Annotated in this window: 11 protein-coding genes; 3 read left to right on the forward strand and 8 right to left on the reverse strand. The window is 31.1% G+C overall.

Annotated features, from left to right (window positions below):
• Positions 1-203 precede the first annotated feature (203 nt).
• On the forward strand, positions 204-3,239 hold the full coding sequence (locus ACSVDA_RS04300; protein WP_485881130.1) for an efflux RND transporter permease subunit: 3,036 nt from the start codon (positions 204-206) through the stop codon (positions 3,237-3,239).
• Positions 3,240-3,710: 471 nt separating this feature from the next.
• On the opposite strand, the gene ACSVDA_RS04305 is transcribed toward ACSVDA_RS04300, so the two are convergent.
• The 4 genes from ACSVDA_RS04305 to ACSVDA_RS04320 all read right to left on the reverse strand — a co-directional run bounded on the left by ACSVDA_RS04305 (position 3,711) and on the right by ACSVDA_RS04320 (position 8,286).
• A complete protein-coding gene (locus tag ACSVDA_RS04305; protein ID WP_485881132.1) occupies positions 3,711-4,532 on the reverse strand; it encodes an aminoglycoside phosphotransferase family protein in 822 nt (273 codons plus the stop codon).
• Positions 4,533-5,282: 750 nt separating this feature from the next.
• Positions 5,283-5,813, reverse strand: coding sequence for a GNAT family N-acetyltransferase (locus ACSVDA_RS04310; RefSeq protein WP_485881134.1), 531 nt, complete (start codon positions 5,811-5,813; stop codon positions 5,283-5,285).
• 386 nt (positions 5,814-6,199) lie between these two features.
• Positions 6,200-7,417: an ABC transporter permease gene (locus tag ACSVDA_RS04315; protein WP_485881136.1), complete on the reverse strand. Its 1,218-nt coding sequence runs from the start codon at positions 7,415-7,417 to the stop codon at positions 6,200-6,202.
• Entirely contained in the window at positions 7,414-8,286 is an 873-nt protein-coding gene (locus tag ACSVDA_RS04320; RefSeq protein WP_485881137.1) for an ABC transporter ATP-binding protein, read from the reverse strand. The genes ACSVDA_RS04315 and ACSVDA_RS04320 overlap by 4 nt, the downstream gene beginning before the upstream one ends.
• Before the next feature lie 1,842 nt (positions 8,287-10,128).
• Here ACSVDA_RS04320 and ACSVDA_RS04325 point away from each other — a divergent pair.
• Positions 10,129-10,767 (forward strand): hypothetical protein, encoded by a 639-nt coding sequence (locus ACSVDA_RS04325; protein WP_485881139.1) that lies wholly within the window; start codon positions 10,129-10,131, stop codon positions 10,765-10,767.
• A gap of 453 nt (positions 10,768-11,220) precedes the next feature.
• On the opposite strand, the gene ACSVDA_RS04330 is transcribed toward ACSVDA_RS04325, so the two are convergent.
• Together ACSVDA_RS04330 and ACSVDA_RS04335 are read right to left on the reverse strand one after the other, a co-directional pair.
• A complete protein-coding gene (locus ACSVDA_RS04330; RefSeq protein ID WP_485881141.1) occupies positions 11,221-11,643 on the reverse strand; it encodes a hypothetical protein in 423 nt (140 codons plus the stop codon).
• A gap of 249 nt (positions 11,644-11,892) precedes the next feature.
• Entirely contained in the window at positions 11,893-13,167 is a 1,275-nt protein-coding gene (locus ACSVDA_RS04335; RefSeq protein ID WP_485881143.1) for a hypothetical protein, read from the reverse strand.
• A 593-nt stretch (positions 13,168-13,760) separates the two neighbouring features.
• Between ACSVDA_RS04335 and ACSVDA_RS04340 the strand changes: the two genes are divergently transcribed.
• The gene (locus tag ACSVDA_RS04340) at positions 13,761-14,291 is read left to right on the forward strand and encodes a nucleotidyltransferase domain-containing protein (RefSeq protein ID WP_485881145.1); all 531 of its coding nucleotides are present in this window, start codon (positions 13,761-13,763) and stop codon (positions 14,289-14,291) included.
• Positions 14,292-14,739: 448 nt separating this feature from the next.
• On the opposite strand, the gene ACSVDA_RS04345 is transcribed toward ACSVDA_RS04340, so the two are convergent.
• Together ACSVDA_RS04345 and ACSVDA_RS04350 are read right to left on the reverse strand one after the other, a co-directional pair.
• Positions 14,740-15,183, reverse strand: a complete 444-nt coding sequence (locus ACSVDA_RS04345; protein WP_485881147.1) for a hypothetical protein — start codon at positions 15,181-15,183, stop codon at positions 14,740-14,742.
• A gap of 24 nt (positions 15,184-15,207) precedes the next feature.
• Entirely contained in the window at positions 15,208-15,408 is a 201-nt protein-coding gene (locus ACSVDA_RS04350) for a hypothetical protein (RefSeq protein WP_485881149.1), read from the reverse strand.
• Between the last annotated feature and the right edge of the window lie 8 nt (positions 15,409-15,416).

Below are 15,416 nucleotides of genomic sequence, written 5' to 3' on the forward strand. Positions count from 1 at the left end.
AAACAATAATAAACCGTGCTCTTTATGGAGCATATATTTTTCAGCTAAACCATCGTATAACGATATATTTTATTAAATTATTTTTAGCTGTATAGCTGCTACAAATTTTAATTTACATTAATAAACCGTGCTCTTTATGGAGCATTAATTTTTATGTTAAACCATCGTATAACGATATATTTTAAAAAAGGTAGGTATATTTAATGATAAATTGGATATTAAAACAAAAAATACTCGTCTCAATAAGTTTAATTCTTATTATTTCTCTTGGAATATTTACATTCCCAAAAATGAAACTTGAGTTATTGCCAGTCATTAATTTTAGCAGTGCTACAATTGATATTTATGGTGAAAATCTAAACTCAGTTGAACTTGAAAAAGAAGTTACAAACCGAGTTGAAGCTGAATTAGATGGTATTGATGGAATCTTATCTTACTCATCTACAACAAGAGATAACCAAGCACAAATCAATATTGAAATGGAAGAAGGAAAAGGAGATCAAATTTACCCAAAAATCGAAAGGCTAGCTAATGATACTCAGTCAACTTTAGAAAATATTATTGTTAAATCTAGACAAGATTCTACTGTATATCAATATGATTTATGGATAGATATATACGGTAAAGATAAAGAAGAGCTATCAAATTTTGTAAAACAAACATTAGAACCTCGCTTCATGGCACTACCAGAGGTAAAGGCAATGAAAGTTACTGGCATGGTAGATAAAGAGATGATTATTTCTTTTAATCATGAAAAGCTTAAAGAACACAATATTTCATTACAACAGCTTCAAGGAACAATTACAAACTTTTTAAAAGGACAAAACATAGGAAATATAGCTAATGATTCTGATAATATAACTATACGTTGGGAACCAACACAATCGAGTATAACCAATTTAAAATCAATTTTACTGCCAACTCAAAATGGTAACGTAACATTAGATGAAGTAAGCAATGTATATATTCAGTCAAGTGGGAATCCCGCTATTACTTCAAAAACAGGGAATAACAATTATTTAATGATAAGAGTCGGTCGCCATGATGAATATTCCGAAATAGACCTGACAAATGCTGTAGAAAAAGAAATTAAAGCACTTAAAGATGAAGGAACAATTAATGGGTTTGAATTAAATATCCTCACGTCTAATGCTAATTTTATGAATATGGCATTAAACGGTGTTCAGCAGAACATTTTACTTGGAGGAATTCTTTCCTTAATTATACTTCTTGTTTTCTTACGAAATATAAGAGCAACTTTAATTGCTGGAACATCCATTGTTTTTAGTGTACTATTAACAATTTCCACAATGTATTTCTTTGGCTTTTCTTTTAATTTGTTAACTTTAATCGGTTTAGGTCTTTCCATTGGTATGATGGTTGACTCTACAATTGTTCTGTTAGAGTCTATCTATAAAAAGTATCAAGATGGTCTTGCACCAATAAAGGCAGTTATTAAAGGAACACGTGATGTGGCAAGTCCAATTATTGCTTCAATGTCAACAACACTTATCGTCTTTTTACCAACATTTATGTTAAGTGATGAGATAGGTACTTATATAAAAGTATTGGCTATGGTTATGATTGTATCTATCTTAAGTTCTGTAGTAATTGCATTTTTAGCAATACCTTCCTTAGCAAATATTTTTATTAAGAATGTCGTCGTGAAAGATAATATTAGATCTAATTGGTTTCACATTACTTACACAAAAACAATTCATTGGATATTATTGAAAAAGAGAAGAATTGCATCAGCTTTAATTGCATTTATTATTTTATTTGGTAGTTCTATTGCTCTTCTACCAACAATACCCTTTGGATTAATGCCAGATATACACCACAGACAAGCAGAGGCTACCATATTATTTGAGACAGGCACAAAGTTCGAAGATAAGGAATCAGTACAGAATTATATTCAAAACGAATTAAATAACGTGAATGAAATAGAAGACTATTCATTGGTGGAAGTTGCCCCTGACCTCTTTTGGTTACTAGTAAACATGACACCAATAGAAGAATCTAAACGAACTCAAAAAGAAATAAATAATGAAATTCAAGGAATAATGGATCCATTAGTTGAACGCGAATATATTACAGTTGTAAGTGGTGTAAATAGTAATGGAAGTTCACCTGTTTCACTGTTAGTAACAGGAAATGACTATAAAGAATTAGAGAATATCTCAAACAATGTAATAAACTCACTGAAAAAAATCGATGGAATTACAAGTGTTAATTCAGATTTACAAAGGCAATCGGATGACCATGAAGTGATTTACAATAAATCATTACTAAATCAACATAACATTACAGAACAAGAAGTTAATTTACAATTGCAACAAGCCTTAGTAAATATACCAATTGGAAGTTGGACATCATCGAATGAGGAATATAAAATCCGCCTCAAAAATCAAGAAGATTTTAAAGATATAACTAGTATCGAAAATATATTGATTAATGTTCAAGGTGGGTCAATTCCATTAAAGAATGTAGCTCAAGTTTCAAGAGTTTCATCTCCAATTGATTTTCAACATTATGAAGGAGAACGCCTAATCAAAATTTTTGGAAATGTCAGTGATAGAGACATGGGATCTATTCTAGATGATGTGGAATTGATGATTGATGATCTTGATTTACCAATTGGTTACACTGTACAATTGTCCGGAAAATTGAAAGATCAAGCTACAACATATAATGAATTAATCTTTGTCTTAGTTCTTTCCTTATTTCTTGTCTACGGAGTATTGGCTCTTCAGTTTAATAGCTTGGCTAAACCTATTCTGGTCATGTCCATTATTCCATTTACATCAATAGGAGTAATTATTGGTCTTGCCGTAACAGGCAATGAGTTAAATGCATTATCATCTATTGGGGTTATTATTTTAATTGGAATTGTGGTAAATAACGCTATATTGTTAATTGATCAATTTATTCAAATTCGCAAAGAGGGAAATATGAGCATAAAAGACAGTGTAGCATTATCTGGTAGCCAAAGACTTCGTCCTATCTTTATGACGACATTTACAACGATAGGTGGTATGCTTCCATTAGTTTTCGACAGTGGTATAGGTAGTAATTTTCAATCTCCTTTAGCAACTGTTATTTCATTCGGTCTACTCTTTTCAACTTTGATAACATTAATTATAATACCGATTTTGCTATATATAATCGAACATTTAACCAAGAAACTTAAACGTAATAAACGTACAATGAATGAAACTATGGAAAAAAATTATATTTAAGCGTTACAAACAACAATAAGATTTGTCAAGGTAGGGGGCGGCATTTAATCCCCTACCTCTATATCATGAATAGAGATAGAGCCAACTTTTGTGTGTTATTCTCGCGCTAACACTGCAACCATCGCATTGGATTTTAACCTGATTACCTAAATGACCTTAATCTCCTCCTTAAGACTGACAGGAATTTGATCTATCTGCGACAATTTAAAAAGATGATAAATAACAAAGCATTAATTTAATTCATTTTCTTTAGCTGCTTCAATCACACTTTACATCTTCACTTTCCTTTATGTTCACTACTAGCGATTATGCCACCATATGGCCCTTTCAATAAAGAAAAACGCTTCGAGGAAGGTGCAATTATATAATGACTCTCTGTTCATAGCACTCTTCTTTATCTTAACAACTACTATTTAAATTAGCATTAGTGAATTTTATAACCATACCCATAAGACTAAGTCCTTACCTTCCTCATTTCATCAGATAACTACTTTTAAGTAGGTTATTTATATATATTAATAATGCATTTTTCTCCTCCATAGGAAGCCTTTCTACTAATCGAGCTGCTGCTACTGGAAGAAACCACTGTTCAATTTGCTCTATGGTCATATTTGACTTGTGAAGATAACGGTTTGTGTATTCATCTAATAATGTAAAACGAATTCTGTTAAAACTTTCTCTAATTCTAATGGGTATACTGTCTGGTATAATGCCAAATTTAAGAATTAATATAGTGCGAGCTACATCGGCTGCCTGATTTCCTCTCATAGCAGTCATCCAATCAATAATTACTAGTCCATTTGAAGAAGTGATGACATTGCCAGGATGAAAGTCACCATGGCAAAGGAAATTATCTTCAGGAAGTGTGTGTAAATAATCTATTATTTGCTCTTTCATTATATTTGACAATATGTTTGATTGTTGAATGTTTCGCTCATATATCACCTTTTGCGAGGGAGCTTCTTCAGAAATTATTGTTTTATGTATGTCAACATGTAGATCGCTAATAGTTTGGGCAGCTTCTTTAACCAATGAAGGATTGGATAAGACTTGATCAAGTAATGAAGGACCCTCTATATATTCATACACAATTCCATAAAGATTGTCGATTTGAATAATTTTAAATACTTTTGGAATAGATAACTTTGTAGTTTGTATGATACGATTCATTGTAAACTCTCGTTCAATCATTTCAAGCGGAATATCATCCTTAAACAGCTTTATAACTTGGTTGTCTCCTAGAGAATATATATCAGCAGTGTTTCCTTGCCCAATAAGTTTGCCTTTAATCATCCAATCTACCCCATTATCATTCTAAAATTTGCTTACTACTGACTTTACTAAATTGGTTGATTTTCTAAAATTGTTACAATAAAATATTATTGTTTTTTTGTTAACTGGTTTGTATTAATAAAATACCTAAGAATAGATTAAATTTGATAAATCACCTATTTTACAATTTTTTCTGCTACAGACCCAGTAAAGGATCACAAAACAATCGAAAATAATTATAGTAAATTATTGTTTTAACACAGCTTCCTTTGAAACATTGAACACTTAACTTTAATTCTCTATTTAATATATCGTTTCCTCTCTAAAGTTTGCAGCAACCAAAATTTGCATTGTTAGTAAATAAAACACAAATAACATAGCCTGCCAATTCTCACCTGCTAAATACTTATAACCCCGCTATATTATGAAACGGGGTCAAAAATAGTTGTATCATTTTAAGAGTAAGCTTCTTCACTATGCTGTGAAATATCATAATCAAGTTAATCAAATATGTGTTAATCCAATATAGCATTTATTTATGAAATGATCTTCAACATAATATATTGGTTGTCGGACATATTCAATTAAAATTGAATTGCCATAGTTTCTATATTTACCGACAATTTTATTCGGTAGATATATATCCATATAAATATGTGCTGTTACCCCTGCAACAGGTATGAATTTACTTTGTTCTACTTTTCTACTAGCCTTCTTTAATATTTCTTACAAAAAATTCTAACCACGTTGAGACGCATACTGAAGTATTAATTATAATTGATTTATCCATTTTTCCATGCGTATATCATTCCACATTTTACCTTGAAAATAGGTGAAATCTTTAATACGACCGATTTCATTGTAGCCAAGCTTCTGATATAACTTCAGTGCCTGATTATTAAATTCAAATACTCCTAATTCAATACGTCTAAGTCCTTCCTCTCTAATTTTATCCTCTAAAAACCTTATCGCTTTAAACCCAATCCCTTTACCACGTCCTTCAGATTCACCTATTGTAATTCCTATCCAAGCAGTTCCTGACTCTTTTTTGTACAGATGGCCTGGATCGACCATGTAGTTCATTTCGCCGATTAACAGATCATCCTGATATATCAGGTAGATTTGTTCGTGTTCTAACCGTTGAATTAAGTTTTCTACCGATATACTTTTCTGACAATCTAATTCTGACTTGTTTTGATTAGGGCGAGTCAATGGAACTAAAGTAGGATCGTTTTCCCATCGATTCAACACTTCTACTAGGCTATTATTAGGTTCAGTTAACTTGATGAAATTAGTTCTCACTAGCACACCTCTATTTCTATACACTATTGTAGTATCAATTATATCAAATCTAAAATAAGACATTCAAAATTTTTGTTTTTAATATTCAGACACTTCAATTTTAACAAAACTATATCTTAATAATACGGCGGCACAAGGTTATAATACAATAAACTATGTGTAAATAACTTTTATAATTAGTATAAATAAATGTAGTGATGTTGAAGGTTTCATGTAGTAATTAATATAATTCAACTTTAGAAATATAAAACTACCTGCCCTTTTTTTATTGAGAGCAGGTAGCGTAAGATTCTTCAATTGTTTCGAATTAATAGGTCAGTTTATATATCAAGCCTATTATTATACTTTATTCATTGTAATTTTTCGAATCATTCTTTCTTGTATTATTATAAGACCTGTTTCTTTTTAATCGCTTTGTATATTGCTAGGATAAGAGCAACACCTAGTAGCACAATGGTTGGATAATGTACATACGGATCTAGAACTGGTACACCAAATAAATTGTACGCATGAAACTCACTTGTGAGTTCAGGAACCGAAAGAAAGTTTATAAAGCTATACTGCTGCACTAGCTTCCAAAATTCTATATTTAACGGAGCGACTGGTAACGAAAAGATTGTCGCGCTAATGATGAATGAAACTAATGTATTTTTAGACAAGGCTGAAACGATTAGTACGAAAGCCATAAAAATTAATGCTACTAGAAACATTACAACCAAGTGTATAATGATGTAACTTAATCCAGTTAGATGATAAGGTGATAAAGCGTACCCTTCGGAGAAGAAAGTTCCAAGCAACTGTATAGGTAAATCCCAACCATTAATGCCATACATATACATATTTAGTAATATGCTAAGTGTAGACAAGCCTACCGTTACGATCGATACATAAATTATAGAAGCTAATATTTTTGCTGTAACACCAGTTCGGCGCCCATATCTTGAACTATAAATGAGTTGATCCATTCTTGTAGAGCTTTCATTCACAAAAATAGAGGATAAGCCTATTAAAATGGTGATACCTAACATAATAGGAAGGAACAGTTTAAAAGTCGAAATAGTGCTTCTAGCTCCGTCAGCATACTCAAAAATACCAACATTCAACTTATCTATCATTTTCTTTTCAAGTGAGGCATTTTTATAAGACGCATCATTCTCGTCTAAAGATTTCAAGGGCCTATCTAGTCCATTGCTATTGTCCTCAATATCATCAACAAACCTTTTAGTACCTGCTATTTGATCTACTATATAGTACTCAGCAGCTTCTGCAGGATATATGCCTAGTTCATTCATTGGATCTATTTTTTCATCGTCCCATATTTCTTGATTACCATTCCATACTTTTTCATATTTCTCATATATAGATCTCCTTAAATCTTGAGCCTTCTCCACTTTTTCTTCCGTTAACTCTCCCTCCCATTTTTCTAAAACAGGATCCATTTCACCTTGGAGGTCAGCTACTTGATACCCTTGCGCTGGAAAAGGGATAATAACTTCGCTTATTACGATTCTAGCAGTTAGAAGAGCTGTTACAAGTAACAGTGCGAACCATACACTCTTTTGCCTAAATATTTTAAATAACTCTAATTTCACTAATTGCTTCATTGTGCGACCTCCTGATCAAAATAGTATAAATATAGATCCTCTAAGTTAGGTGATGCTTCAATGGCTCTTTCATCAGGCTTGCTTTCAGAAATAATTCTAAGGGCTACTTTATTTTGATTACTAATTATATTGCTCACCTTATACTTATTTTGAAAACCTATTACTTCTTGCTCTGATACATTAACCGTCCAAATAAATCCTCTTATGTTCTCTAGCAGTTCTTCAGGCTTATCCTTTTGAATGAGCTGACCAGCTTTAAACACTATAATTTCTTTAGCGATAAATTCAATATCTGAAACGATGTGTGTAGATAACAGAACGATTCGCTCTTTTGAAATAGAAGACAATAGATTGCGAAATCTAATACGTTCCTTCGGATCGAGTCCAGCCGTTGGTTCATCAACGACTAACACCTTTGGATCATTTAATAATGCTTGGGCAATTCCTAGCCTTTGCTTCATCCCGCCAGAAAACTTCCCGATTTTTCTCTTCTTATGTTCAGATAAGTTTACAACCTCTAACAATTCATCAATTTTTTTCTTTGCAGCTTGTTGTTCAATTCCTTTAATTGCTGAGATATACATTAAATATTTTTCAGCAGAGAAGTTTTTATATAAGCCAATGTCTTGTGGTAAATAACCGAGAATATCTCGATACTCATCACCCAAATCTTCAACATCTTTTCCATCAAATAAAATACGCCCAGAAGTTGGATTTATCAATGTTACGAGCATCCTCATTAATGTCGTTTTACCCGCACCATTTGCACCTAAAAATCCGTAAACACCTGCTGTTAATTCGAATGATACATCATTTACTGCCAGTTTATCTCCAAACTGTTTCGTCACATTTTCAATTATTAAATTCAACAAAACCACCTCTTTTATTTTTTCAATTTGTTTAATAAACAAAGAATTTATTATAAAAATAGCAAGTATATAAAAAATGGTAGGCTAATTTATATCTATAACTCATGCAAGAATCAATATCGTATTTAATCAAAAGGTTGTTGATTTTTGGACTCCATATCTCCTCACATCTTTTGTAATCGTCTCAACCACCCTTTCACCTTTGCTATATTTAGTCCTTTTACAAAATTACTCTTAACATGTGGTACAACTTAAATATACTTATCTAAAATGACTTTCCAGTGACTCTAAAATGACAATTTAGTCATATAAGCTAACATGGTTTTACAATTTGTTAGCTAAACTTAATCAGTTGCGTTCTATTTCCACACTTTAAATAAGGATCTCCCTGGGATTAGTTATAATGATTTAGTCATTTAGGATGATTCAATAAAATTATTTGACATGTAACAACTGATAATGTTTTTCAATAATTGTTAAAATAGGAGACGGGACGGATGACTAAATGAAGAAAAAACCATAGAAGGAACAGGAGTTTGCTGATAACATCATCAAGTTAGTAATAAAGCACACCATTACAAAAAAGCTTAACCGAGCGAGATTATTTGATCCGTTAAGCCTTTACTAAAATACATGAAAAAACGTTGAAGTTTAATAAGGTGTTATATATTTGATCTTTATACACTGTTTGTTTCTATGTACAGGGTTTTATCTATTAAAATGACTTGAGATAATTTGTGGTTTTCGTGTAAGTTATATTTTTTTATTAAGAACTAGCTACATACTTGATAAACATTATAATTCTTTCGATTTTCCTTCCCTCATAAAAGGAGTGGCGTTACATTTCATTGCCAATCGTATTACCATCACTGTCTCGAAGGAATAAAAAAACGCTACAAGAAAGAGATGTCTTTCTTATGAAAGATTTCATATCTCAAAATATAACAAAGCAATTTGGATGCTTATGAGAAAATAATATGAAGTATGATGTTGGCTTGAGAGATGATTAAGGGCTACCTCATTCTTATGTATCAAAAAAAAAAGGAAAACGCTATTCGCCAAGAGCGTTTTCCAAAAAGAGATGTATATGAGATCCAACTCTAGGAATTGAATTCCTGATATCATTGTACCAAAATAATGATTATTGTGATTTCAGCTTCTGAAGCGGCTTTAAGAGATTACCATACTAAATTCTGTTGAATACTCCCTATTTTAACATTATATATAAATATATTTATTTAATGGAATAACTAACTAGAAGGACATTTGGCATGATAGGAGCTCATTTCTTATACTAAATCCTTTACTATTAAAAAGGTTTGATCTAACTGTGGATTTTTTAACACAAAAAGAGGCTCATATAATAATCTGAATGGAATAGAAATAGACCACTCTACTATTACTTTTTATAAATGATCTACTTAAATGGTTAGTTTTATAAAATGTATGGTTTAATATCAAGTCCAGTTCTAAAACTCTACACCATTAACCTAGTGTTGCTATGTGAAGAATCAAAATACACTAATAATAGATATCTCTGTAGGGCCACTCTTTATGTTATAGAATTACCTCACGTCACACTCACATACTCCTAAGAGTCAAGCATTTGCTCATGCACCCTTCGACTACTAAAACATTCTGAGATCTTATCTAGCCCTCTATATTTACAATTAAAATGCAATTCTAAGATAATAATAGAACGATTGAGCAAATAGGTGATGTAAACGTTTCATCCAAAAAATATAATGTTTTATGTAATTTTACATTTATTCCAAAATAATCTAAGTTAAAATATGTAAACTACAATACCGGTAGTAGTTAAAAACTTTAGGAGGGCTTATGTTGAAATCTAATATTAAGAAAACAAGTATTCTAGCAGCAGTAATTCTTTTATTTTCTAATCTTGTAATACACCATTCCTTTGCAGAATCAACAACACGTGAAACTCATATTGACTTATCAACCTCTTTAAAAGAAGACCCATCAGAAATCGTACTAAGCTGGGAAAGTAATACGTTAGATATTGATCACTACAATATATATTCAAGTGCTAACTCGGACTTCAAACCAGGTGACGATGGCACACTCCTCGCAGAAGTTTCGTCAGCAACTGATTTCATTGACTCAAATGGCATTTATGCTAATGAAACTAAATATTATTATGTGACAGCAGTAGATGAATATGGAAATGAATTGTCATTATCAAATATGGAATCAATTATTGCTGATGATTATACTGATTACGGATATGAAGATATTCGTTGGAGTAGAACTAACCCGAATGCTGGAGCTATATGGTTAAATCAAGAGTTTATTTCTGATTATGTAATCATTCACTATACAATAAATGGTCAACAATATGATGAATACATGAAGCATACAAGTAATGGCTCTTGGATGATGGAATTTGATGACCTTCGAGCTGTAGAAGACTTCAGCTTCACCTATCAAATACTTGGGTTTCAATATGACTCGAAATAATTAAATGTTAAATAGAGATCGAGTTATTGTTTTCTCGATCTCTTTTAATCGACATGATTAAAATTCTGTTGTTAACTCCCTTCTTCTCCTAGCTTTCCTCTACTAACAAACGTTTCTACTATACAGACATATTTATATCCCCATTTCTAATAAATCAAGCCTTCACTGGACACGAGCTACATCTAAGAGTTAAATAGCATACTTGTTTAATAATGGTATTGAAGGATATGTTTATCATGTGGGAATTGGAAAATTCTATAGATTTGGCTTTGTAACGTTATTAATTGTTCTACTCTATATTCAACAGGAAAATAAAGTTATTACATGATTTAACTAACTTATTAATTGTAAAGAATAATGCAAAATATAGACATACATATTCTGAGAGTTTTAAAACTATATAGACCTTGGTATTTATTAACCTATATTTGAAGATAGAAAAAACCATACTAATTAGTATTTTGGACTAAGTAATTTACGTATAAACAAAGAGATGTGATAAAAGACAATTGATGAAACAACGCAGAAGAAAATAAATGGCACATAGTTTATCATGTCGGTAACTGAAATAAATAAAAAGATTATATTCCCAACTAAACCTCCCGCTAACGTATATAGCCCCATATTATAAAGGTAATTATCTACTGTAGACCTAATTAATTTTATTTCAGCCATTTTTTCAATAAAGATAGATACTGGAACTCCAATGACTACCAACACCGGAGTTACGACAATCAGGTAAAGACTCACTAAACCTGAAAAAGAAGTGTAACTTGAATTTGAAAACCGTTCTAATTGTGGAGTATAACTATAGATTGCTAGAATTAAACTTATTACAATCGCAGAAATAACTGATACTAAGGTTTTATGTAACATGCTCATTCCTCCATTAGAATTTTCGAAAGAGGTTGTTTCATGTTAAACTCTTATCGAATAAAAAACGAAGCTCTTTTCGTCAGATTAGTTGCAATTGTTACCATAAAAGGACTAGGCTTTATCAAAGCCCCTTAATGAACACGTATAAATTAAGCCGGTCATTCCTACTTTAGATCAATACAAAACAGCTTGATACCAATAACTAATTATTTTCACTTTACATTCATAGAAATACTGTTTTAAAAATTATTAAAAGTTTGATTTTGTCCATTTTTTATTAACAAATGGTGGAGCAAGCCATTCAATACCTTTACTCGCTGCTTTGTACACTGTTTCCCAAGAAATGCTGTTGTTCTCTTTTAAATATACTTCATGATGAGGAGCTTGGTCATGTTCTCCAGAAAGTTTGTAATTCCCATTACTATAAAATTCACCCTCTAATTCATAGTTTACATCTAGAGAAGCAACTAAAGGATTACCAACAGCGTGGTCTACATCAAATTTTATTTTAGATGAATCTAGATCAACATTAATTAATACTATTCCATCTTCAGATGCTGTATCACTATCAAGCAGTTTTTTATTAGCATCGTACCCATGAGTTGTACCAACGTCTCTTTCTACCGTAAGTGATTCAGATGCTGAACAAAAGCAAATATGTACATATGTTCTTGTTCTGTAACTTAAACTAGTAGCACTATACCCTCTTTTATCACCAGAAAACCATTTGTATTTTGAAAGCCCGTTTGGATTCTTAACCCATTCATCTTTAAGGAACGTCGTATAGCTAATTTCCCATCGCTTAGTCAAGTCTTGAACCATGAAATCTTCACTTTCTCCTACTATGTGATTTCTCATAGCACCAACATATTTACTTATTTCAAATTCTTCTATATACAATTCTTCTTTTTGTTTGTTCTGAAGCCTAACGTTATTTATATCTTTGTCTATTTTATCTCTTTTATCTTTTTTGACTTTTCTTTTGCCAACGATTTTATATGTGTACTCTTCATCTAATGTAATTTTATGATCTGTAAATTCACTTTTCATTACTGTAGTAAGATGTTCATCATTTCTAAATATTTCATAGCTTGTTATGTATTCAATATCATCCCAATCAATAGTGATATATGAATTTTTTCCGATTGTTGTTACAACCATATCTCCCAATGAATCATCGGTATTTTTGTCAGTCGTTTCTGTAGAAGTTTGTATTTTTACAACATCCAATATTTTTCCTTTGGAATCTAAAGCTTCTATAATATATGTATATATATATCCAGGTTTTAAGTCAGTATCAATAATTTTATTATCCTTTCCAATATGTAATCTCCTCCCATCTCTGTAAATATTATTAACATGCTCAGCGTCATCCCAAATTATAGTAATTGAATTTACTGATTCAATAATACTCTCAACCTTTATAATATTATTAGAGTTTTCTTCAGCTAGTATGTTTTCTTCAAAATATGTAAGAGTTAGAAAAAAAACTAAAGCTGCAACAAATGCTATAATTTTTTCCATGTTCTATACCTCCATGTTAATTAGGAATCTCATCAAAGTATAAAAAGCACCCGTAAATGAGTGCTTTGAACTAAATGAAGAAAACGAATGTAAATCATTATTATAAAAAAGGATTGTAACGATAGTAGTAAATATATTTTGTGTTGAATGTATGACAACTATACATTTATTTACACAACTTAATGTGCTGTGTAAATATGAAGCCTCTTTTGGTCCCTTCAGTAAAATGACATTTGGTTTATTCATTCTAAAGTACTAAATATGCCCTTACCACTAGTAATGAACTACTTATTAGGCCAATTTGTTCATTTAAAAGTTATCATCCTCATTTAACAAATATTAACGGATACTGCTTTATACTAGAATATCCAATTTTTCTGAATGGAACCATTTTTTATGTACATTATTTTTAGAAACATTTTTGTGGTGTTATCTAAGAAGGAACCAATTTCTAGCATGAGTAACCATTAGTAATAGCATTCATCACATCCCCACTATGTTATTCTTATATTATAGAATTAACCAAATAACTTAAAAATTAATTCCTCAAATAAAAGTAATTAAGTATGATAGTTGAAAAATGGAGGTTTCACATGATAAAAGAATTTTTCAATAAACAAACTGAATCCCAATTAACAGTTTTAAGTGATATCAGTTCAATTTCTGCGACACTTAAAATAGAATTTTGGCTACGTGGGGGATGGGCAATTGACTTTCTACTCGGAAAGGTTACTAGACCTCATGATGATATTGATATAGTAACTTGGATACACGATCGAGAACGATTAGAAAATGAACTAAAAAAAGCAGGCTATGAACAAACTCCAGTTAGAAAAGAGTTTCGTAATAGGCAGTCTGATTTCAAGAAGGATAGTGTAGAGATTACATATAGTTACATAACTTATTCCGAAAATGGAAAACTTATTATGAACGAATTACCTGAATGGGTATGGCGAGCAGACTCTCTGTCATCCCAAAGGTTTATGTTGCATGGAATATCTGCAAAAGTTCTTAATCCCAGACAACTCTTAGAAGAAAAAGAAGTCTACACACAAATAGGTCGCACGCCTAGATTAAAGGACGAAGAAAGCAAAAAAATTTTGCACAAAATAAGTAAAAGTTAAGCAAAAAAGTGCACATACAGGGAAATATACAAGAACATTAGGTTATCTTTACTTTCGCTAAGAAATTCCTCACTCCATTATCATGCCGGTGTAAAATTTTGCTGGCGTATTCAATAACAAAAAGGGTTGGCTCCAGTCCTTCAACAACCACAAGAATCACTGTGGGTCCTTAAGTTATCTTATTTCTATGGCACAGTTTTTCGTATTTTCTGCAATTAGGAATAAAAGTTAATACTGTAAAAAGTTATTAACCTATCATTTAGAATAAAGAGATACGTACTTATTATAAAAATGGAATTAGTCGGTCTATAGGTATTGCACCCCAAAACCCATAAATCTAGTATAATGCTAATAATACTAAAAATCATTTTTCACTTTTCTCAAGGATTTACATATTTTCTAGATGTTAACGAAAATTTCTAATTTAATTTTATTACCTTAACAAAGATTAATTATTTTCATTAATTAGTTCAAATTCTTCTTCAAACTGATCCCACTTTATAGTAACTTGTATTATTTCATTCTCCTGAACTTTTGCACCACCTTTTGAAGAGCTAGATGAAGTAAATATTTTCTCAGTTGGTGGCTCAGTAAACGTTCTTCTACTATTATGTCCTCCCGAAGATGTTTTATAGCTATACTCTAGAGTCTTTATTTGTGAAATCTCATTAGCTTCTCCAATATACTCCAACATAAACGCTTCATTATCTTCATGATCATATGTGAGCCGTCCCTTTTCATCTCCCCAAATTTGTGTACCAGCTGTAATAAATGTACCTTTCCAATATCCCCCTTCGCCTCTAAATGTGTATTCATATGTTATAATTTCTTCTTTAGAACAGGATGTTATTACTACTAACATCATTATTAATGTCATACTTATTTTTTTCAAATTTATTCCCCTCTTTTTAAACGTTTAATGTAAATTATCGTCTCCTGTATTTTTTCTTACTTGGTCAAGATATTGTTCAGTATATATTTGCTGAGAATTCGAAGCATTTTTTATTCCCTCTTCTGGTTCCATTCTTATATTCTTTTTCTTAACCCTATAATCAATAATAAAACCTAAACAAAGTAACCCGCCAAATATACTTATGACAAATAACCATAAAGGCATCATTTCAA

The organism is Cytobacillus sp. Hm23 (assembly GCF_051842895.1).
Lineage (GTDB): Bacteria > Bacillota > Bacilli > Bacillales > SM2101 > Nanhaiella.